At 62.9% G+C, this 21140-nt stretch carries 22 protein-coding genes; 14 read left to right on the top strand and 8 right to left on the bottom strand.

Going from position 1 to position 21140, the window contains the following annotated elements; translation table 11 throughout:
* Nucleotides 1-3 precede the first annotated feature (3 nt).
* Both AIOL_RS02630 and AIOL_RS02625 read left to right on the top strand, forming a co-directional pair.
* On the top strand, nt 4-1380 hold the full coding sequence (locus AIOL_RS02630; RefSeq protein WP_049641460.1) for an aldehyde dehydrogenase family protein: 1377 nt from the start codon (nt 4-6) through the stop codon (nt 1378-1380).
* Nucleotides 1380-2525, top strand: a complete 1146-nt coding sequence (locus tag AIOL_RS02625; RefSeq protein ID WP_049641459.1) for an iron-containing alcohol dehydrogenase — start codon at nt 1380-1382, stop codon at nt 2523-2525. The genes AIOL_RS02630 and AIOL_RS02625 overlap by 1 nt, the downstream gene beginning before the upstream one ends.
* 537 nt (nt 2526-3062) lie before the next feature.
* On the opposite strand, the gene AIOL_RS02620 is transcribed toward AIOL_RS02625, so the two are convergent.
* Nucleotides 3063-3716, bottom strand: a complete 654-nt coding sequence (locus AIOL_RS02620) for an SDR family NAD(P)-dependent oxidoreductase (protein ID WP_049641458.1) — start codon at nt 3714-3716, stop codon at nt 3063-3065.
* A 333-nt stretch (nt 3717-4049) separates the two neighbouring features.
* Here AIOL_RS02620 and AIOL_RS02615 point away from each other — a divergent pair, with 333 nt between their 5' ends.
* Nucleotides 4050-5621 carry a 2-isopropylmalate synthase gene (locus AIOL_RS02615; protein ID WP_049641457.1) on the top strand — a complete coding sequence of 524 codons (1572 nt, stop codon included), beginning with the start codon at nt 4050-4052 and terminating at the stop codon, nt 5619-5621.
* Between the two features lie 155 nt (nt 5622-5776).
* Nucleotides 5777-6319: a hypothetical protein gene (locus AIOL_RS02610; protein WP_152912321.1), complete on the top strand. Its 543-nt coding sequence runs from the start codon at nt 5777-5779 to the stop codon at nt 6317-6319.
* Between the two features lie 39 nt (nt 6320-6358).
* On the opposite strand, the gene AIOL_RS02605 is transcribed toward AIOL_RS02610, so the two are convergent.
* Both AIOL_RS02605 and AIOL_RS02600 read right to left on the bottom strand, forming a co-directional pair.
* Nucleotides 6359-6829 carry an SRPBCC domain-containing protein gene (locus AIOL_RS02605; RefSeq protein WP_049641455.1) on the bottom strand — a complete coding sequence of 157 codons (471 nt, stop codon included), beginning with the start codon at nt 6827-6829 and terminating at the stop codon, nt 6359-6361.
* Nucleotides 6830-7153 (bottom strand): ArsR/SmtB family transcription factor, encoded by a 324-nt coding sequence (locus AIOL_RS02600; RefSeq protein WP_049641454.1) that lies wholly within the window; start codon nt 7151-7153, stop codon nt 6830-6832. It lies immediately after the preceding gene.
* 141 nt (nt 7154-7294) lie between these two features.
* On the opposite strand from AIOL_RS02600, the gene AIOL_RS02595 reads away from it, so the two are divergent.
* From AIOL_RS02595 to AIOL_RS02570, 6 genes are all read left to right on the top strand, one after another.
* Nucleotides 7295-7936: an ATP-dependent Clp protease proteolytic subunit gene (locus AIOL_RS02595; protein WP_049641453.1), complete on the top strand. Its 642-nt coding sequence runs from the start codon at nt 7295-7297 to the stop codon at nt 7934-7936.
* Nucleotides 7937-8078: 142 nt separating this feature from the next.
* Nucleotides 8079-9341, top strand: a complete 1263-nt coding sequence (gene clpX, locus AIOL_RS02590; protein WP_049641932.1) for an ATP-dependent Clp protease ATP-binding subunit ClpX — start codon at nt 8079-8081, stop codon at nt 9339-9341.
* A gap of 57 nt (nt 9342-9398) precedes the next feature.
* A complete protein-coding gene (locus AIOL_RS02585; RefSeq protein ID WP_053101157.1) occupies nt 9399-10121 on the top strand; it encodes an SGNH/GDSL hydrolase family protein in 723 nt (240 codons plus the stop codon).
* A 214-nt stretch (nt 10122-10335) separates the two neighbouring features.
* Complete coding sequence (locus AIOL_RS02580; RefSeq protein ID WP_049641452.1) at nt 10336-10719, top strand: NADH:ubiquinone oxidoreductase subunit NDUFA12; 384 nt, start codon at nt 10336-10338, stop codon at nt 10717-10719.
* Nucleotide 10720: 1 nt separating this feature from the next.
* Complete coding sequence (gene mlaD / locus AIOL_RS02575; RefSeq protein WP_049641451.1) at nt 10721-11179, top strand: outer membrane lipid asymmetry maintenance protein MlaD; 459 nt, start codon at nt 10721-10723, stop codon at nt 11177-11179.
* 41 nt (nt 11180-11220) lie between these two features.
* Nucleotides 11221-11649, top strand: coding sequence for a DUF2155 domain-containing protein (locus AIOL_RS02570; protein WP_082152426.1), 429 nt, complete (start codon nt 11221-11223; stop codon nt 11647-11649).
* Here AIOL_RS02570 and aat read toward each other — a convergent pair.
* The 4 genes from aat to accB form a co-directional block, all read right to left on the bottom strand.
* A complete protein-coding gene (gene aat, locus AIOL_RS02565; protein WP_049641450.1) occupies nt 11613-12251 on the bottom strand; it encodes a leucyl/phenylalanyl-tRNA--protein transferase in 639 nt (212 codons plus the stop codon). The genes AIOL_RS02570 and aat overlap by 37 nt on opposite strands.
* Before the next feature lie 55 nt (nt 12252-12306).
* The gene (locus AIOL_RS02560) at nt 12307-13254 is read right to left on the bottom strand and encodes an SGNH/GDSL hydrolase family protein (RefSeq protein WP_200898720.1); all 948 of its coding nucleotides are present in this window, start codon (nt 13252-13254) and stop codon (nt 12307-12309) included.
* A 117-nt stretch (nt 13255-13371) separates the two neighbouring features.
* Nucleotides 13372-14727 carry an acetyl-CoA carboxylase biotin carboxylase subunit gene (gene accC / locus AIOL_RS02555; protein WP_049641449.1) on the bottom strand — a complete coding sequence of 452 codons (1356 nt, stop codon included), beginning with the start codon at nt 14725-14727 and terminating at the stop codon, nt 13372-13374.
* On the bottom strand, nt 14727-15260 hold the full coding sequence (accB, locus tag AIOL_RS02550; RefSeq protein ID WP_049641448.1) for an acetyl-CoA carboxylase biotin carboxyl carrier protein: 534 nt from the start codon (nt 15258-15260) through the stop codon (nt 14727-14729). Before accB ends, accC begins: the two co-directional genes overlap by 1 nt.
* A gap of 172 nt (nt 15261-15432) precedes the next feature.
* Here accB and AIOL_RS02545 point away from each other — a divergent pair, with 172 nt between their 5' ends.
* From AIOL_RS02545 to AIOL_RS02535, 3 genes are all read left to right on the top strand, one after another.
* On the top strand, nt 15433-16413 hold the full coding sequence (locus AIOL_RS02545) for a fatty acid desaturase (protein ID WP_049641447.1): 981 nt from the start codon (nt 15433-15435) through the stop codon (nt 16411-16413).
* 137 nt (nt 16414-16550) lie between these two features.
* Nucleotides 16551-17393 (top strand): sugar phosphate isomerase/epimerase family protein, encoded by an 843-nt coding sequence (locus AIOL_RS02540; RefSeq protein ID WP_235438841.1) that lies wholly within the window; start codon nt 16551-16553, stop codon nt 17391-17393.
* 121 nt (nt 17394-17514) lie between these two features.
* Entirely contained in the window at nt 17515-17991 is a 477-nt protein-coding gene (locus AIOL_RS02535; RefSeq protein WP_049641446.1) for an Hsp20 family protein, read from the top strand.
* 113 nt (nt 17992-18104) lie between these two features.
* On the opposite strand, the gene AIOL_RS02530 is transcribed toward AIOL_RS02535, so the two are convergent.
* Nucleotides 18105-18989 carry a DUF6473 family protein gene (locus AIOL_RS02530; protein ID WP_049641445.1) on the bottom strand — a complete coding sequence of 295 codons (885 nt, stop codon included), beginning with the start codon at nt 18987-18989 and terminating at the stop codon, nt 18105-18107.
* 597 nt (nt 18990-19586) lie between these two features.
* On the opposite strand from AIOL_RS02530, the gene AIOL_RS02525 reads away from it, so the two are divergent.
* A complete protein-coding gene (locus AIOL_RS02525) occupies nt 19587-21116 on the top strand; it encodes a BCCT family transporter (RefSeq protein WP_235438839.1) in 1530 nt (509 codons plus the stop codon).
* Nucleotides 21117-21140: the final 24 nt, after the last annotated feature.

The raw sequence follows: 21140 nt of genomic DNA, 5'->3' as shown, positions 1-21140 counted from the left end.
AACATGAACTCCATTGACCTCATCTCCCCCATCGACGGTTCGGTCTATCTCAGCCGCGCGGTGCTAAGCCGTGACGCGGCGCTGCAGGCCGCCGCCAAGGCCCGCGCCGCGCAGGCCGAATGGGCCAGCCGCCCGCTGCAGGAGCGTATCGACCTGGTCCTGAAGGCCAACGAGATCGTCGGGCAGACCACCGACAGCATGGCAACCGAACTGGCGCACCAGATGGGCCGCCCGGTGCGCTATGGCGGCGAATATGGCGGCTTCAGCGAGCGGCTGACCTACATGGCCGAGGTGGCCGAGCAGGGCCTCGCCCCGGACGTCATCGAGGACAGCGAGGCCTTCCGGCGTCAGATCAAGCGGGTGCCCTGGGGCGTCGTGCTGGTGGTCGCTCCCTGGAACTACCCCTACATGACCGCCATCAACACCGTGGCCCCGGCTCTGATCGCGGGCAACACGGTCATTCTGAAACACGCCAGCCAGACTCTGCAGGTGGGCGAGCGGCTGGCCGAAGCACTCTATGCGGCCGGTGTGCCGCAGGAGGTGTTCCAGAACGTTGTGATCGACCACGACACCACCAATGCGCTGATCGCCGGGCGGGCGGTGGATTTCGTGAACTTCACCGGCTCCGTTGGTGGCGGTCAGGCGATGGAGCGCGCGGCGGCGGGGACGTTCATCCCGGTCTCAACCGAGCTGGGCGGCAAGGACCCGGGATATGTGCGGGCCGATGCCAACCTCGATGCCGCGGTCGACACGCTGATGGATGGCGCGATGTTCAACGCGGGCCAGTGCTGCTGCGGGATCGAGCGGATCTACGTGCACGAAGCGCTCTACGACGCCTTCGTCGAAAAGGCCGTCGCCTGGGCGGGCGCCCAGAAACTTGGCAACCCGCTGGACCCCGAGACCACCCTTGGCCCCATGGCCAACATCCGCTTTGCCCGCGAGGTCCGCGCCCAGGTCGCCGAGGCCGTCGCCGATGGGGCCACGGCCCATATCCCGCAGCTGGACGCAGATGACGGAGAGAACTGCTATGTCACTCCACAGGTGTTGACAGGGGTGACCCATGATATGCGGGTGATGCGCGACGAGACCTTTGGCCCGGTTGTCGGTATCATGCGCGTCCCGGGCGACGCCGAGGCCATCCGCCTGATGAATGACAGCCCGTTCGGTCTCATGGCCAGCATCTGGACCGAGGACCGCGCCGCCGCCGAACGGATCGGCGATGCCATCGAGACCGGCACCGTCTTCATGAACCGCTGCGACTATCTTGACCCGGCGCTCTGCTGGACCGGCTGCAAGGACACCGGGCGCGGCGCGGGGCTGTCAAAGCTCGCCTACCAGTCGCTGACGCGACCCAAATCCTATCACATGAGGAAAGTCTGATGTCTCTGACCGCCCAGTGGTCCTACCCCACCGCGATGCGCTTTGGTGCCGGCCGCATTCGTGAAATTGCAGAGGCCTGCGCCTCGGCTGGCATCTCAAAGCCGCTGCTGGTCACCGACCGTGGCCTCGCCGCGATGGAGATCACCGATCGCACCCGCGACCTGATGGAAGAGGCCGGGCTTGGCCGCGCGATGTTTGCCGAGGTCGATCCCAATCCGAGTGACCGGAACGTCGAGGACGGCCTCAAGGTCTACCGCGATGGCGGGTATGACGGGGTGATCGCCTTTGGCGGCGGCTCCGGCCTCGACCTGGCCAAAGCGCTGGCCTTCATGGCGGGGCAAACCCGCCCGCTGTGGGATTTCGAGGATGTTGGGGATTGGTGGACCCGTGCGGACCCGGAGGGCATTCACCCGATTGTTGCGGTGCCGACCACCGCGGGCACCGGATCAGAGGTCGGCCGCGCGTCGGTCATCACCAATTCGGCGAGCCACGAGAAGAAGATTATCTTCCACCCGCAGATGCTGCCTGCGGTGGTGATCTGCGACCCAGAGCTGACCGTGGGCATGCCGAAACACATCACCGCCGGCACCGGGCTCGATGCCTTTGCCCATTGCGTCGAGGCCTATTCCAGCCCGCATTATCACCCGATGAGCCAGGGCATCGCGCTGGAAGGCATGCGGCTTGTTAAGGACTACCTGCCGCGCGCCTATGCGGATGGCACGGATATCGAGGCCCGCGGCCATATGATGAGCGCCGCCGCCATGGGGGCCACGGCGTTCCAGAAGGGGCTCGGGGCCATCCATGCCCTGTCGCACCCCATTGGCGCGCATCACCACACCCATCACGGCACGTCCAACGCCGTTTGCATGCCCCAAGTGCTAAGGTTCAACGCAGACGCCATCCGTGACCGGTTCGACAGAGCTGCCGCCTATCTTGGCATCGATGGCGGCTTTGACGGGTTCTGCGCCTTCGTGGACGATCTGAACGCATCCATGGGCATCCCCAAGACGCTGACCGAGCTGGGGGTGAAAGACCCCGACATCGACCGGCTGGTGGCCGACGCCCTGCGCGATCCCTCCACCGGCGGCAACCCGGTCGCGATGACCGAAGCGAACACACGCGCGCTTCTGGAGGCCATCCTGTAGACCGAGAATCGCTGGGCCGCACGGTGGTGCGGCCCTTTCACGAACCGCTATCCGGCCCAACCAGACGACCTGAATCAAGCAAGGTAGGATGGGTTTCTAACCCATCTCGCTTCGGCTGAAAGGTAGTCTCGAGCGACCTGTAGGGTGGGCAATCTGCCCACCGCGACCCCAAGGCACCAATCTTTTGACGCAAGCCGTAGGATGGGTTTTGAACCCATCTCTCGCAATGGGATTGCGAAAAGCGATCCGTAGGGTGGGCAATCTGCCCACCGCGACCAAAGAGCACCACTCCTTCGACGCAAGCGACGAGTGCATGATCTCACGCACCCCCCCAACGACGCCACACCCCCCGCACCACCGCGCGCTCTGTTAATCCACCGGTTTGCCCGACAAGGTGCCATACGCAAGGCCGACGGTTTGCCGACGCTTTGCCGACACGCCGAAACCTCAAGAAATATTGTCGTTAACCCCCGATTCGCCGCAGCCCGCCACGAATCCGCCGCGCGGTGCGTTAGGACCTGAGTAACCGTCCCCGCCTCACCATGGGACCGGCTTGCCGGCATAGTCAAAGAACCCGCCGGTCTGCGTCAGCCCCTCGCAGACATCCAAGAGCATCGCGGCGGCCTCGCCCGGCGGGGTGGCCTTCTCGGCGGCCACGTATTTCGCCGTGAAGGGCGTGGCCACCGTGCCGGGGTGCAAGGCCGCAACGATGGCCTCCTTGTGGGTCCGGGCGATCTCGATGCTCGCGGTGCGCAGGATCTGGTTCAGCGCGGCCTTGCTCGCGCGGTAGCTGGTCCAGCCGCCCAGGCGGTTATCCCCGATGGAGCCCACCCTGGCCGAGAGCGCCGCGAAGACCGCGCGCCGGTCCCTGGGCAGCAATCGCGCGGCGTGGCGCAGCACCATAGCCGGGCCTAAGGCATTGATCACAAACTGTTCCACCAGGGCCTCGGCGGTCAAGGCGCGCAGCGATTTCTCTGGCGGATGGGTGACCTCCAGCGCGCCTGTGGCCACCAAGATCAACTCGAACGGCCCCTCCAATCCGCCCAGATGCGCCTCGACCGAGGCGCCATCCGTCACGTCCAGCCCGTCGCCCGAGCGCGACAGCGCGGTGACCGCATAGCCCCGCCGCGCGGCCTCGCCGCACAATCCCGCGCCGATCCCGCCGGACGCGCCAATGATCAAAGCTCGCATGCCCGTTCCCTTTTGCTTCGGCCTAATCCTAGCCCGAATTCCTTGTCCGGCGAGGGACCAAGTGCCGCGAGGCTGCCCAGAACGGGTCTCCCCGCCCAGCGGGCAGAGGAGCAGGCCCCAAAATCCACTTTTCATTTCCTTTTTGCAGGGTATAGTCGCGGCCATGGACCCCAAGGCCACCATATCCCAACTATCACCCGCGCCCCGCGCGGCAGCCAGCCTTGGCCTACTCCTTCTTAGCCGCCTCTGAGCGTGCCCATGGGCGCGACCGCTCAGAGGTGACCAGCGCCCCGCACCAGACCTAAAAGCTAAGACATCCAAAGAGTTACTGATATGAGCACCGACAAGGACCGCGTCCTGATTTTTGACACCACCCTGCGCGACGGCGAGCAATCGCCCGGCGCAACCATGAGCCATTCCGAGAAGCTGGAGATCGCAGAGATGCTCGACGAGATGGGCGTCGACATCATCGAGGCGGGATTCCCCATCGCCTCCGAGGGCGATTTCGCCGCCGTCTCCGAGATCGCAAAGGCCGCGCAGAACTCCGTGATCTGCGGGCTAAGCCGCGCAAATTACAAGGATATTGACCGCTGCTGGGAGGCGGTCAAACACGCCAAGGCGCCGCGCATCCACACCTTCATCGGCACCTCGCCGCTGCACCGCGCGATCCCGAACCTCACGCAGGACGAGATGGCCGACCGCATCCACGACACGGTGACCCACGCCCGCAACCTCTGCGACAACGTGCAATGGTCGCCGATGGATGCCACGCGGACGGAATGGGATTACCTCTGCCGCGTGGTTGAGATCGCCATCAGGGCGGGCGCCACCACGATCAACATCCCGGACACGGTGGGCTACACCGCGCCGGTGGAAAGCGCCGATCTGATCCGGCGCCTGATCGCCGAGGTGCCCGGCGGCGAAGACGTCGTCTTCGCCACCCATTGCCACAACGACCTGGGCATGGCGACGGCGAACTCGCTGGCCGCAGTTGACGGCGGCGCGCGGCAAATCGAGTGCACGATCAATGGCTTGGGCGAACGCGCCGGCAACACCGCGCTGGAAGAGGTCGTCATGGCGATGAAGACCCGCAGCGATATCATGCCGTACTTTACAGAGATCGACACCACCAAGATCATGGCCATCTCGCGCCGGGTCTCCACCGTGTCGGGCTTCCTGGTGCAGCCCAACAAGGCCATCGTGGGCAAGAACGCCTTCGCCCATGAGAGCGGCATCCACCAGGACGGCATGCTGAAGAACCGCGAGAATTTCGAGATCATGCGCCCCGAGGATATCGGGCTCTCTGGCACCTCGCTGCCCTTGGGCAAGCATTCGGGCCGCGCCGCGCTGCGCGACAAGCTGGAGAAGCTGGGCTTTGAGCTGGCCGATAACCAGCTCAAGGACGTGTTCGTGCGGTTCAAGGCGCTGGCGGACCAAAAGAAAGAGGTGTTTGACGAGGACCTGATCGCCCTGATGCGCGACAGCTCCGCCGAGCAGGCCAACGAGCATCTCAAGATCAAGCTCCTGCGCGTGGTCTGTGGCACCGAGGGTCCGCAGAGCGCCGAGATGGTGCTGGAGGTCGACGGCGCCGACCAGCGCGTCGAGGCCACCGGCGACGGCCCCGTGGACGCGGCCTTTAACGCGGTCAAGGCGCTCTTTGAGCATAACGCGCGGCTGGAGCTCTACCAGGTGCACGCCGTGACCGAAGGCACCGACGCCCAGGCCACGGTCAGCGTGCGACTGAACGAGGACGGCACCATCGCCACCGGCGAGAGCGCCGACACCGACACGGTGGTGGCCAGCGCCAAGGCCTATGTGAACGCGCTCAACCGGCTGATCGAGCGGCGCAAAATGGGCCGGGTGGGCTATGATGAGAAGTCCGTCAGCTACAAGGATGTTGGCTGATCAAGCGGCCCCATGAACCCCAAGCAAAGCGGTATTCTCCTGGAAAACCGCTTTGCTTCAATGGCTTGACCACGTTTACATTTAATTAACCACGTCTGATCCACTCTGGATCCTGTCCGGCACGGCTGTAGGGCCCGCGCTGCGTAGGAGTTGGTATGTGGTATCGAATTGACGCGGTGGATCGCGTCGCAGAGTTAAGCGCGGATTGGGAAGTTTACGCCGAGCGGAACAAGGCAAGGGGCCTTCTGCCCAAGATGGTGATCGGGCGGCCGATCTGGGCCTTCCTGGATGGGGCGGCGGTAAACTACCACTACGCGCAGATATTCGAGACCGTGCGTCAGACCGGCGCCCCCGCGCAGTTCCGCATGCGGTCCGATGGACCCAACAGGCAAACGCTCTTGGAGATCTCGATCACCCCCGAGCCGCGCCAATCCTTGAAGGTCGAGTCGCGCGTCGTCCGGGAAAGAGCGGTAAGCTACAGCCCGCTTTGGGACAGGTCGCTGCCGCGCAGCTCCGAGCTTGTGATCGCATGTTCTTGGTGCAAGGCGGTGAAGCTTGACCAGAATTGGCTGCCGGTGCTGGAGGCCAGCGGGGTCAGGCCGGAGTTGCGCTCCGGTTGCCCGCCGGAGGTCGTGCATGACGTTTGTCCGGGCTGCGCGCGCATGTTGCAGCAAGAGCGCGCGGCGGCCTTCGCGTGAGCCCAAGCGCTTGCCGCAGCAGCGGATTCTTGGCCGGTGTCAGTGGGTGGGTTCCAAGGCGCACCGTCGCGCCTGCGCCGCAAAAAGCTGCACGAACACGGTGTCCCAGCCGTTCTGATACTGGTCGCGCAGGCTCGTCTGCTGCGCGCCGAGCGCCTGCCAGCCGCTATGCACCAGCGTGACCCTTGTGCCATCGGCCACGGCATCGAACGTGACCTCGACCTGCGTGGCCTCCGCCTCAGGGCGGCCGGGATGCCAGGAGGTGGCGAAACGGTGCCCGGGCCGGTGCTCGGTCACCCGGCCCCAAGGCACCTTTTTGCCGCTCGGCGTCGTCTCAAAGATCTGCGCGCCGATCTCGGCGGGCACGGTCACGTCTTTGGCGCCGCCATCCTCTGCCGATACCGCGTGGCGATCCAGGGGCCACCAGCTCGCCATCTCTTCGGTGAACAGCCGGAACGCGCGCTCCGGCGTAAGCGGGACGGTGACGGTCTTGGTGACGGGCTCTGCCATTTAGCTGTCCTTTCCTTCGATACGGGCCACCTCTTCGGCGCGGCGGGCGAAACTGGACAGCGCGTCGCTCCATAATGCGTCCAGATAGGCGCGCAGCTCGTCGATGCCGCCGGGGGCAAGCCGGTACAGTCGGCGCGTGCCATGCGGCTCCACCGCAAGAAGGCCGGCATCGCTGAGCACCTTGAGGTGCTGAGAGACCGCCGGTCGGCTCACCGGAAGCCCGGCGGCGAGGCGCCCCACGGTGCATGGCGCCTCGCGCAATTCGGCCAGGATGGCGCGCCGGGTGGGGTCGGCAAGGGCCGCGATCTGCATTTCGTAAGCCATGACTTACGGTAAGCCTTGACTAACATAAATGTCAACCCAAATATGTATTCCGTCGCGCCCTTGCAGCCCCCCCGACGCGACACTAAGACTCTGTAAATCTCCCCGGGTGTATACCCGGCATGACCTAGCGAGGCAGGCCACATGCAAGACCCCATCGATCAGTACAATCACTTTACCAACAACCTCGTGCCGATGGTGGTCGAACAGACCAGCCGGGGCGAGCGCGCCTATGACATCTTCTCGCGCCTCCTGAAGGAGCGGATCATCTTCCTGAACGGCCCGATCCACGACGGCGTGTCCAGCCTGGTCGTGGCGCAGCTTCTGTTTCTGGAATCCGAGAACCCGAAGAAAGAGATCTCGATGTACATCAACAGCCCCGGCGGCGTGGTGACATCGGCGCTGTCGATGTATGACACGATGCAATACGTCCGGCCCAAAGTGTCGACGCTGATCGTGGGGCAGGCGGCCTCTGCGGGGTCGCTGCTTGCCTGCGCCGGCGAGGCGGGCATGCGCTATGCCCTGCCGAATGCCCGCGTCATGGTGCACCAGCCCTCTGGCGGCTATCAGGGCCAGGCCACTGACATACTGATCCACGCCGAAGAGACCAAGAAGCTCAAGCAGCGCCTGAACGAGATCTACGCCCGCCACACCGGACAGGACGTGGCCGAGATCGAGTCTGCGCTGGAGCGTGATAACTTCATGTCGGCCCAGGAGGCGCTTGAATGGGGCCATCTGGACGAGATTGTTGAGAACCGCGCAAAAGACGATGATGCGGAAGCCTAAGCGATTGGGCGCACCGCGCCCAAAAACGCATTTTGGCGTTGTGCCCGCGAATGCTCTGTCCTAGGTTTAACTTTATGGCAGGGCATATCGGGCTAAAAGATCAATCAGAGCAGGCGCCAGGGCCGGCTTGGAAGGTTGTGTGATGGCGAATAACTCAAGCGGCGACAGCAAAAACACACTTTATTGCTCCTTCTGCGGAAAGAGCCAGCATGAAGTGCGCAAGCTGATTGCAGGACCAACGGTGTTCATCTGCGACGAATGCGTCGAACTGTGCATGGACATCATCCGGGAAGAGACGAAGGCCAGCGGGCTGAAATCCTCCGAGGGTGTGCCGACTCCAAAGGAGATCTGCGAGGTCCTTGACGACTACGTGATCGGGCAAGCCCACGCAAAGCGGGTCCTGTCTGTGGCGGTGCATAACCACTACAAGCGGCTGAACCACGCGGGCAAGTCCGGCGATATCGAGCTGGCGAAGTCAAACATCCTGCTGATCGGGCCCACCGGCTGCGGCAAGACCCTGCTGGCGCAGACCTTGGCGCGCATCCTAGATGTGCCCTTCACCATGGCCGACGCGACCACGCTGACTGAGGCCGGGTATGTGGGCGAGGATGTCGAGAACATCATCCTCAAGCTCCTGCAGGCCAGCGAATATAATGTCGAGCGCGCGCAGCGCGGCATCGTCTATATCGACGAGGTCGACAAGATCACCCGCAAGTCCGACAACCCCTCGATCACCCGCGATGTGTCGGGCGAGGGCGTGCAGCAGGCCCTGCTTAAGATTATGGAGGGCACCGTGGCCTCCGTGCCGCCCCAAGGCGGACGCAAGCATCCCCAGCAGGAATTCCTGCAGGTGGACACCACGAATATCCTCTTCATCTGCGGTGGCGCATTCGCCGGGCTGGAAAAGATCATCAGCCAGCGCGGCAAAGGGTCCGCCATCGGCTTTGGCGCCGACGTCAAAGAGGAAGACAGCCGCGGCGTGGGCGAGATGTTCGCCGAGCTGGAGCCGGAGGACCTGCTGAAATTCGGGCTGATCCCGGAATTCGTAGGCCGTCTGCCGGTGATCGCCACGCTGCAGGATCTGGACCAAGACGCGCTGGTGACGATTCTCACCGCGCCGAAGAACGCCTTGGTCAAGCAGTATCAGCGCCTGTTCGAGCTTGAGGACACGCAGCTGACCTTCACCGAGGATGCGCTGGGCGCGATTGCAAAGCGCGCCATCGAGCGCAAGACCGGCGCGCGGGGCCTGCGCTCGATCATGGAGGATATCCTGCTGGATACCATGTTCGATCTGCCCGGGATGGATGCGGTGGACGAGGTCGTGGTCAATGAAGAAGCGGTTAACTCTGAAACCGCGCCGCTGATGATTTACTCCGACCAGAAGGCCGAAGGCGCCAGCGCCTAAGTCGCCTACGATGCGGAACGTATTGCAGCGCCCCCACGCGGATAGCGGGGGGCGCTGATGCTTTTGGACTTGGCCGCGCGCGTGCTGTTGGCGCCCTTGCTGGCGTTCCAGGCGCTGTGGGTGGTGACCAAGGCCAAGCGCTTTCCCGAGGCCTCCGGCCCGCGCCAGGGCGTGACCGGAGCGGGTCCGCCGCTAAACCTGCTGATCGTGGGCGACAGCTCTAGCGTTGGCGTGGGCGTCGCCACGCAGGACCAAGCGCTTGCGGGCCACACCGTGCGTGCGCTGGCCGCGACCCATAGCGTGACCTGGCGGGTGATTGGGCGGAACGGTGTTACGACGGCGGGGTTCACCCGGCTGCTTAAGCAAGAGATGCCACAGCATGTCGACCTGGCGGTGATCGCGCTGGGCGTAAACGACGTCAAGAACGGCGTGCCGTTGGCGCTGTGGCGGCGGCACTACGCGCGGCTGCTGGAGGATCTGCGCGCCGATTGGGGCGCTAAGCAGATCATCGCTTCGGGCATTCCGCATATCCGCGGCTTCACGATCTTGCCGCAACCGCTGCGCTGGGTGCTGGGCCGCCGCGCTGAGGCCTTCGACCGCGCCCTGGTGGGCATTGCCGCAGAGACCCCCGCCGCAACGCATATCTCGCTGGATGTGCCCTTGGATCCGGACCTTCTGGCCGCTGACGGATTCCACCCGGGGCCAGAGATCTACGCCGCCTGGGCCGAGCTGATCCGTGCGGCACATGCGGCGCCCGCCGCCAACGAGGTTCATGGCTAGCTGGGCCTCGCTTCGCGCGCCGGGATTGCCGGGGTCATGGGGCGGCATTACGCCCAAACTTGTGTTCTCCAGCCCTTGCTCGCATGCGCAATCGGCGGAAAATGGGCGCGGATCGGCGATTTTAAGGATATTCTCATGCAAACATGCGCCTCCTTGTCCCTGGACCTTGGCCCGGGCTTGGTCCATATCATGGGCAACAGATGCGGAGGCGCCGATGGGCATCCTGAACTCTATCCTGCGGGTCGCGACCTGGTGGAACGGCCAGACGCTGAACACCCAGTTCTACACCTGGCGCAAGGGCGTGAAAGTCGGCGAGGACGAGGACGGCAACGCATTCTTTGAGACCCGCGATGGAAAAAGGCGCTGGGTCATCTTCCAGGGCGAGGCGGAGGCCAGCCGCGTGAGCCCCGAGTGGCACGGCTGGTTGCACCGCACCTATCAAGAGCCGCCCACCAAAGCGCCGCTGAAACGCAAGGCGTGGGAGAAGCCGCACCAAGAGAACCTGACGGGCACCGCGCTGGCCTATGCGCCGCCGGGCTCGATCCGCGCGGGCGACCCCGCACCGCGCAGCGACTACGAGGCGTGGTCTCCGGAATAAGATGGCGAACCAGACCACAGAAGTCCTGGTAGGAGGCGTCGTTCTGGCGGCAGCGGTTGGCTTTTTTGCCTACGCCGCGCAGGTGACCGGCTCTGGACCGGCGGGCGCTGTGTCAAACTACAAGGCCAGCTTTGGCTCGGTCGAGGGCGTCACCGTGGGAACCGATGTCCGCATGAGCGGCGTCAAAGTCGGCACCGTGACCGCGCTTAGCCTGAACCCGCAGACCTTCCTGGCGGATACCAGCTTTAGTGTCGACAAGAACATAAGGCTGCCCGAAGATACCTCGGTCTTGATCTCGTCAGAGGGGCTGTTGGGCGGGTCATTCGTAGAGCTTCTGCCCGGCGGCTCGCCCTTCGAGCTAGAGCCAGGGGCCGAGATAGAAGACACGCAAAGCTCTGTCAGTCTCATCACGCTGCTCCTGCGGTTCGTCTCGGGGAGCGTTGAGGGCAGCACGCAATGATGCGCGCGTTCTTGTTGGTGCTTTTGCTTGCCGCTCCCGCAATGGCGCAGCAGCTTGATCCGAACAACTCCGATGGCGACAATGGCGGCTTCACGCTTGAGCCTGAACTGGACGTCGACGGCGCCGGAGAAGACGGCAGCTTTGGCTTCGTCATTGAGGAAGAGCAAGAAAAAGTTGTCACCGCGTCCGGCGCCGTTGTGCGCGCGCTTGATCGGGTTTCAGGCGCCCTGTCGGATATCGAGATGATGAGCGGGCAGACCATCGGCTATGGGCGGCTTTTTGTGACGCTGGGGGAGTGCCGGTACCCGGAAAGCAACCCCGCGAGCAATGCGTTTGGCTATCTTGCGATTCGGAACAAGTCCGACGGGGATACGCTATTCCAGGGCTGGATGGTCGCGTCGAGCCCGGCGCTTAACGCGATGGACCATCCCCGCTATGACCTTTGGTTGTTGCGCTGTATCACGTCCTGAGGGGCGCCCAGCCCGGGACCGCTCAGAAAGTCGGCCTCGACCTGCAGGGCGTCATTCAAGCGTGTGTGGTAATCCGCCCGGCTGATCTCAATCGCTCCGAGCGACGCGAGATGCTCGGTTAGAAACTGCGCATCAAAGAGCCGAAAGCCCGTCTGGCTGAGGTGATCCACCAGATGCGCAAGCGCGATCTTGGAGCCATCCGTCGCGCGCGAGAACATGCTCTCGCCAAAGAAAGCCCCGCCCAGCGTGACGCCATAGACGCCGCCAATCAGCGCGCCGTCGGTGCGGATCTCGAGCGAGTGCGCATGCCCCATCCGGTGCAGCGCCCGGTAGAGGTCAAAGATCGTGTCGTTGATCCAGGTCTCATCGCGGTCGGCGCAGGCCTCCACCACGCCAGCGAAATCGCGGTTGAGCGCCACCTCGTAGCCGCCCCGCCGCATGCGCCGCGCCAGCGAGCGCGAGATACGGAACCCATCAAGCGGGATGATCCCGCGGCGCTTTGGATCGACCCAAAACACGTCCTCGTCGTCGCGGGTCTCCGCCATCGGAAAGATCCCATTGCCATAGGCATATAAGAGCAGCTCTGGGGTGATCGCGTTCATGGGGGCAGACTACGGCACTTCGGCGCCGAACTGAATCACTCGCGACGAATTTCCTTCATCTTGGCCCGGGCAGTCGCGCGTGGATCGAATGGGTGCTTCCGGCCAGGTCCATGGGCGGCGGCGCGGCCCAGCTTGGTTGCTTGCGCATGACCTGATCGTAAAGGGCGTTGCAGATGTTCGCCGTCTCTATCTGGAAGAAGTTTTTCGCCGCCCGCTCATTGGGGTGATAGGGGTCCTTCACCGCGCCGGATTTCTTGAGCCTGAAATAGCGCTTGTTGCCCAGATTGGCGGCCATCGTCTCGGCCGAGTAACCCTCGACAAAGCTGCAATGGCTGTGCGTGGTCTCAAAGGCGCGTTTGAGGTTCTCCTGCGCCCGGTGCCGCAGGTCTGTTACCTTCTTTGAATAGCTGGGCGCCGTGGTCATGAAGACGCAAGGCACGCCCGGCGGAAGCTGCGCGTTCATGCGCAGGACGTCCTCCACCGCCTTCTCATAGCGGTTCGCCCACCGCTGCGCGCCGTTGCCTAGGAAATTCAGGAAGATCAGCTTTGGGTCGTAATAGTCGGGCCGGAACATGACCTCGAAGGCCGTCTTGCCCTTTGCGCAGAACTGATATGCGTCGCCCTGGCCGATCTGAAGGTACCTATTGCCGGTGGTGTTGATGAAGCCAAAGGCGCTGGCGTTGACCTTCCACTTCTTGTCGACCTCGCAGAGCGCGCGTTTGGTGGCGCCCTTTGTCACCGTCCAAGACCGCAGCGATGTGGAGCGCACGCCGATCACCGCGACCTTCATATCCGATAGCACCTCGAGCGCCGTCGCGCGCTGCGCATCGGTTGGGCAGTTGGTCTTGAGCTGCTCGAAGAACTCCAGAAAGACCGGCCCCGCGCCGAATTGCAGCTGACTGTCGCCCAGAACCAGGATCGTGGGCGACGTGAACTTGTCCGCAGAAGCAGGCAGGGTGAGGCCCAAACCCAGAATAATCGCGAGGAAGGCTCTTATGATCACGGTTCCCGCTCCGCTGTGGAGGCACAACGGATTTTAGAGCGTGTCAAAGATGGCCGCTAGTTCACATGAAACAAGCGCGCGGAATTGTTACCCAGGATGATTTGCCGCGGAGAGGCCCTATTCGCGGTTCAGCCCGCCCGCCTCCAGCCACTTCTCCAACCAGTGGATCGTGTAGTTGCCCGTATGGATGTCGTCCTCCATCAGCAGCCTGTCAAAGAGCGGCGTGGTGGTCTCGATACCCTCGACGACCAGTTCGCCGAGCGCACGCGACAGGCGAGCAATCGCCTCTTCGCGGTCGCGCCCATGCACAATCAACTTGCCGATCAGCGAGTCGTAATAGGGCGGGATCGAATAGCCATCGTAGAGCGCGCTGTCCATGCGCACGCCCAGCCCGCCCGGCGCGTGGTACTGCGTGATCGTGCCCGGCGAGGGCGCGAAATCCGGCAGCTTCTCGGCATTCAGGCGCACCTCGATGGCGTGGCCGTTGATCTGCAGATCCTCCTGCGCGAAGGACATCGGCAGCCCTGAGGCGACCCGGATCTGCTCGCGCACCAGGTCCACGCCAAAGATGCCTTCGGTCACGGAATGCTCGACCTGCAGGCGGGTGTTCATTTCGATGAAGTAGAACTCGCCATCCTCATAGAGGAACTCGATCGTGCCCGCCCCGATATAGTTGATCGCGGCCACGGCGTCGGCGCAGACCTTGCCAATGCGCGCGCGGGTCTCGGGGTCGATGGCGGGGCCGGGGGCCTCTTCAAAGACCTTCTGGTGACGGCGCTGCAAAGAGCAGTCCCGCTCGCCCAGATGCACGGCGTTGCCCTTGCCGTCGCCGAAGACCTGGATCTCGATATGACGCGGCTTGCCGAGATACTTCTCTATATACACCTCGTCATTGCCAAACGCGGCCTTGGCCTCGGCGCGCGCGGTGCGAAAGGCGGTCTCCATCTCGTCAGCGGAATTGGCCAGCTTCATGCCGCGCCCGCCGCCGCCAGCGGTGGCCTTCACGATCACCGGGTAGCCAAAGTCGATGCCCACGGCGAGCGCGTCCTCGACCGTGTCCACCCCGCCATCAGAGCCGGGCACGCAGGGCACGCCCAGCTTCTTCATCGTGTCCTTGGCCGAGATCTTATCGCCCATCACGCGGATATGCTCGGCCGAGGGGCCGATAAACGTGATGTCGTGGTCCTCCAGGATCTGCACGAAGTTCGCGTTCTCAGACAGGAACCCGTAACCCGGATGGATCGCCTGCGCGCCGGTGATCTCGCAGGCCGATATGATCGCAGGCACCGAAAGATAGCTTTGCATGGCCGAAGGCGGGCCGATGCAGATCGCCTCGTCCGCCATGCGCACATGCATCGCGTCGCTGTCTGCGGTAGAGTGCACGGCCACGGACTGAATGCCCATCTCGCGGCAGGCGCGGATAACACGCAGCGCGATCTCGCCGCGGTTGGCGATCAGGATCTTGTCGAACATTAGGCGACGACCATCAGCGGCGCGCCGTATTCCACCGGAGCACCGTCCTCGACCAGGATGCGCTTGACCGTACCGGCATGGGGCGCGTGAATATGGTTCATGGTCTTCATCGCCTCGACGATCATAAGGGTCTGGCCCTCTGATACGGTGTCACCGATGTTGACGAACGCCGCCGCCCCGGGTTCGGCCGAAAGATAGGCGGTGCCGACCATCGGAGAGTTGACGATGCCAGGAAGGCTGGAGGGATCCTCGTCGTCAGAGCCGGCCTCTGGCGCCGCTGCCGCCGCGGGCGCTGTCGGCGCGCTTGGGGCCGCGGGCGCTTGCGGCGCGGCCGGAGCCGCGACATTCGCGATCACCGGCGCGGGTGCGTTCTTGGAAATGCGGACCGAGAGCTTCGATCCCGACTTAACGCCGCGCTCGACCTCTAGCTCGCCCAGGTCGTTCTCGCGCAGGACCTCCGCTAAGGCCTTTACAAAGGCGATGTCAGAGGCATTGTCCGGCTTCGGCGCGCCGTCGCTTTGGTCTGTGGTCATGGGATCTCCGGCCTTGTAGTGCCCGTCTAGCGCGGGCTTTTCCCTCGTTGCAGCACTTATACGCCAGCCACATATGGGTGGGAAGCGCCGAAATCCAGGAAAATCGTGCCATATCTTGCCCAATTGGGGCGATGCGCGGTAGCGTCCGGCGGTAAGCAAGGGAGAAGATGACATGCAGGCAAGCTTTAGCCGTAGGGACTTGATCGCTCCGGATCGGCTGCGCGGGCTGATGCAGCGCTCTGATCTGCGGGGCGCGCTACAGCTTGCGTCGCATTTCGGCGCCATCGTGATATCTGGCGCGCTTCTTTGGGTCAGCTGGGGGTCCTGGTGGTCGCTGCCGGTGTTCATGCTGCATGGCGTGCTTCTGAACTTTCTCTACGCGGCGCAGCACGAGCTGAGCCATAGCTCGGTCTTCAAGACCAAATGGCCGAATATGGTCTTCGGTCGCCTAGTGGGGTTCATCCAGTTGTTCCCGCGCGACTTCGACTGGATCATGCACTCGGCACACCACCAGCACACCGCGAATTGGGAGAAAGACGGCGAGCTGCGGCGGCAGCCCTACACGCTGCGCAGTTACCTGCTGTGGATGAGCGGCACCACCTACTGGCGCAATCGCATCGCGGGTCTGCTGCGCCACGCGCGCGGCATCGTGCTAGAGCCCTATGTGCGTCCCGATCAGCATGGCGAGGTGACCCGCGAGGCGCGGTGGCACCTGGCCGGATACGCCTTGATCGCGCTGCTCTCGGTCGTCTTGCAAAGCTGGGCGGCGATCCTGCTATGGCTTGCGCCGATGATGATCATGAAGCCCGTGCACCAGCTGCAAAACACAATCGAACATCTGGGTCTCAGCCACGAGAGCGACATCTTCAAGAACACCCGCTCCACCCGCACCAACGCGGTGCTGCGCTGGCTCTGCTGGCAGATGCCCTACCACACGGCGCATCACGCCTTCCCATCGGTGCCGTTCTGGCAGCTCAAGGAGTTGGACGCCGAGTTAAAGGGCAACGGCGCAGAGCCCCACGCGATGGGCTGGATCGAGTTCCAGGTCGCCGTGATCAAAGCCTTGGCGCAAAAGGACGAGAGCCAATACCCCTATGACGAGGTCTGGATCGTGTCGACGGATCGCGGGGTGCGCAGCTTTGAAGCAGCTTAACAACGGGTTAACGCCCCGTTTCAGGTTACCCCCTCCCTACCGCCCTTTATCCTTCGGCGATTCGGTGAAGATACAGTTTAGCCTCCATCAATCCGCCGGTTCTGGCAAAGTTGCGCGCAAATCGCTGGGATATTGAAATGAGCCGTGATCTCAAGGTTTTTCAATCGCTTTGGGCGATGCAGCCACATGACCAGACCGGCGTGAGCCTGCCCTATGACCGGATCTGCGGCATGGTCCGGGACGCGGGCTTTGACGGGCTGGCGATAGACCTTGGCGCGGCGGATGTAGAGACCGCCCATGCCGTCCGCCCGCATATCGAAAAGGAAGGCCTGACGCCGCTGATCGTGGCCTTCCCGCGCTCTGTGGAGAGCCTGCGCGACACGTTGAAGATGGCAAAGGACTTTGGCTCGCCCTTTGTGAACGTGATCGGACAGGTCTTTCCGCTGACGGTGGAGGGCGCGATCCCTGTGATCCGGCAATGGATCGATATGTCTCTGGAAGAGGGCATGCCGGTGCAGTTCGAGACCCATCGCAACTGCATCACCAACGACCTTTTCGCCACGCTCAGCCTGCTGGACGCGGTGCCGGAGATGCGACTGGCGGGGGATTTCTCGCATTACATCGTGGACCGTGAGTTCAAACTGCCTCTGACCGCTTGGGAGCAGCGCCTTCTGGACCGCTGCATCGCGCGGTGCGACAGTTTTCAAGGCCGCGTCGCCAGCCGTCAGCAGGTCCAGTTGCAGCTCGATTTTCCGCAGCATGCCAAATGGGTCGCGCTGTTCGAGGATCTTTGGCGCCGCGGTCTGACCGACTGGTGCCACCGCAACGAAAGCGGCGACCTGGTCTTTTTGTGCGAGCTGGGACCGCCTGAATACGCGATGACCGGACCCGACGGCAAAGAGATGTCGAACCGTTGGGACGAGGCCCTGACGATCAAGTCAAAGATCGAGGCAATCTGGGCCGACATTAGCACCCCTTGAAAGCGCGATACCCGCTTCCCACCTATCTGTCATCGGTCGCCAAAGATGGGGCCGATACATCACCGCCCTGCCCATGATGGGAGGGCTTAACTCTAAGTTGTCGCTCAATGGAGGATGACCTATGCGCACTTATGACCTTGCACCACTTTACCGCGCCACCGTTGGCTTTGATCGCATCGCCGACCTGATGGACCGGGTCCTGAGCACGGAAGTGGCTCAACCCAGCTACCCCCCTTACAACATCGAAAAAACCGCCGATGACGCTTATCGGATCTCGCTCGCCGTGGCGGGCTTTGCCGAAGACGAGCTCTCGGTTGAGGTGAAAGAAAACTCGCTGGTTGTGGCCGCCAAGAGGGGGGATGCCGCTGGCGACGTGACCTATTTGCACCGCGGCATCGCGACCCGCGCGTTCGAGCGTCGCTTCCAGCTCGCCGACCACATCCGGGTGACCGGAGCGGCACATGAGAACGGCATGCTGCATATCGATCTGGTTCGCGAAGTGCCGGAAGCCTTGAAACCGCGCCGGATCGAGATCGCCAACGCGAAGACGCTGAACGCCAAGGCCGTTGAGCATAAGTCCAAGAAAAAAGCCGCCTAACTGTCGGTGGTAGTGAGTAATAAGGGCGCGCCGGTTTCGGCGCGCCCTTTTGCTTTAGCTATTGGGTGGGTTTAGAGGCGGAGTCTTTGCCGCGGCCCTCCGCTGCGTGGGCATTAGCAGGCCATCAACGCCTCGCCCATCATTGAGGGGACCTCTGGTACGGCGCCATCGGAAAGCAGCGACAACAGCACGGGCTCTAACTTCTGCGCGCATTGATCATGCACCAACGGGCCCAGCATCTCTTCTGCGTCCGCCCGTTCGAAGTCAGAGAACACCAGATGCCCGCACCCCGTGGTGATGTCCTGAGGGTTGCCGACCACCTCGACCAGCGCGTCGGCGTGACCCGCGACGGCGTTCAACATGGCCCGGTCGACAAAGAGAGGTTCGCGACAGATCGTGCCCCCGGTTTCGTTCGAATACGGGGCGTGGTCCGCCAGCCAAAGCAACACCTTCTTGCCGTCGATCTGGTCCAGCAGGGTGCGCATCCGCGCGACCCAGGCGCATTGCATCTCTTGGCGCACCAGATGCAACCGGTCGCGCCCGATCTGCGCCAGCGCCGTGAGCATATGGTCGGTGCGATCAAACTCGCTGAAATCGACCTCGGGGTAAATCTCTTTGAACAGCTTAGAGGCCCGCATGAACCGCTCGTTATGCCGCGGGTCTACCGTGAAGAAGCGGTTCGACATGCTGGCGGCGCCCAGGATCTGCACCACCGTGACCTTCGCCATCGAGCATATGTCGATCAAGCCAGGCGAGGTATTGAACGCATCGATCCCTGCGCGCAGGCAGCCCAGATTGATCGAAGGCACGCCGGTCGCGTTCTCTACAAGTTCGGGGAATGGTGTTTCCACAAACCGACCAAAGGTCTCTGTGCCCCCTATGAAGGCCACATAGTCGCCGCGTATGCGCCTGGCCGGGCTGCGGAACAGGATCTTGGAGGCGCCGTAGCGGCAGGGATGGTAGTCTATGGAACGGTTCGGGCGCGGTTCGAACGTCATGATCAGCTCTCTCGTCGGATGCCCCCATCCGTTAATGCAGTGTGTACGGATCGAGCTCAAAACGCACGTTTATAGTCGATTGCATTTTAGTCGATTGCAGGATTTTCCAGACTAGGCCGCGCACGGAAAGAGCATGCGCAGGCATGCGCGGTCCGATTGCAATCAGCCAGGGGAAGCCTCGGCGGGTTGTGAGCCCCCAGAGCACGAGTTTTCCTGCGGGGAAAACTATCCCCGCGCGGAAGTGGATGTCTTGAGAGCAAGCAGCCGGCGGGCCCGCGTGGCTGCGGGGCAGGTGATAACCGGTGTCAGCGCGTAAATACTTGTAACAAGATTACAAAATCCGCCCAAAAATTGGGCGCAAAGCCATGCGGTGATCGTATGCGTTTTCATGAGCGCCGCTTTTGCGATGCAACTCATTTGGTGACAGGTGGAGTTTTGTTTCGTATCGTTACTTATCTGTTACCGATTAGGCGGGCGCGGGGATAGCTTCATTCCTGGTTGTTCGGTGGCGGGGTGAAAATATAAGGGAGTGTGTTTATGTCTGTCGCAGGCGAAAACGAACCAGAAAACATAATAGAACCAATAACTACTTACGAAATGGGGAGTGACAATATTCGGCCATTCGGGCTGGACATACACAACCCGGTCTTTGTGATCTCGAGCCTTGTCATCATCGCATTCGTGCTCTTGGCGCTGATGTTCCAAGAGGCGTCCGCCGAATTTTTTGGCTGGCTCAGGCCGACACTTACTAGCCAGTTTGATTGGTTCCTGGTGATTTCGGTCGACATCATGCTTCTATTCTGTCTGGTGCTGATCGTGCTGCCCGTGGGCTCTGTCCGGATCGGCGGTAAGGACGCCAAGCCGGACTATTCCTATGCGGGCTGGATCGCGATGATGTTCGCGGCAGGCATCGGCATTGGCCTGCTGTTCTTTGGCGTGCTGGAGCCGGTGTACTACCAGTTCTCTGAAGGTGGGAATGCAAGCCCCCTTGGCATTGATCAGTCCCTGCCCGGCAATGAATATGTCGGCGTGGTTGGCACCATACACCATTGGGGCCTGGCAGGCTGGTGTGTTTATGCGGTGGTCGGCCTGACCCTGGCGATCTTCGCCTATAACAAGGGCCTGCCGATGACCCTGCGCTCGGCCTTCTACCCGATCCTGGGCGAGCGGATTTGGGGCTGGTGGGGCCATACCATCGACATCCTGGCGGTGTTCGCCACGCTCTTCGGCCTGACCACCTCGCTGGGCCTTGGCGCGCAGCAGATCGCGGCGGGCCTCAACGAGGTCTTTGGCCTGGAACAGACCCCGGCCCTGACAGTGTTCCTGATCATTGGCATCACGATCGTTGCGCTGGGCTCGGTGCTGATGGGCATGGATAAGGGCGTCAAGCGGCTCTCTGAGATCAACATGGTCATGGCGGTGGCGCTGTTCCTATTCGTGCTGTTCGTGACCGGAGTGGGCACGGCGATCGCACGCTACGGGAGCGTTATGGTGGATTACGTGCAGCTCTTGCCGGCGCTGTCGAACCCGTTCGGGCGTGAAGACACCAGCTTCTTCCACGGCTGGACGACCTTCTACTGGGCCTGGTGGATCGCATGGTCGCCGTTTGTGGGCATGTTCATCGCCCGCATCTCCAAGGGCCGCACCGTGCGCGAGTTCATCCTTTGCGCCCTGATCGCACCGACGCTTGTTTGCGCGCTATGGATGTCGACCTTTGGCGGAGCCGCCATCGACATGCTGAACACGGGCGGCGCCGAAGGTGTGAAGGCCACCGTGATCGACTCCTATAAGCCTGAGGGCGCGCTGTTTGGGTTGCTCAAAGAGCTGCCGCTTTACGGCATCGTTGCGCCCATCGCGCTGATCCTGATCGTGATCTTCTTTGTCACGTCCTCGGACAGCGGCTCCCTGGTGATCGACACGATCACCGCGGGCGGCAAGATGGACGCGCCGGTGGTGCAGCGCATCTTCTGGTGCACGCTGGAGGGTCTGGTGGCGATTGCGCTGCTGCTTGGTGGCGGATTGGCGGCCTTGCAAGGCGCGGCGGTGTCAACGGGTATCCCGTTCACCATCGTGGTGCTCTTGATGTGCTACACGGTCTACCAGGCGCTCAAGACCGAGCCGCGCTAGGCCGCGCGGGACAAGATCAACGGC

Origin of the sequence: Candidatus Rhodobacter oscarellae (assembly GCF_001078595.1) — a bacterium.
GTDB classification, from domain to species: domain Bacteria; phylum Pseudomonadota; class Alphaproteobacteria; order Rhodobacterales; family Rhodobacteraceae; genus Rhodobacter_B; species Rhodobacter_B oscarellae.
This window is presented reverse-complemented; position numbering and strand designations above follow the sequence as displayed.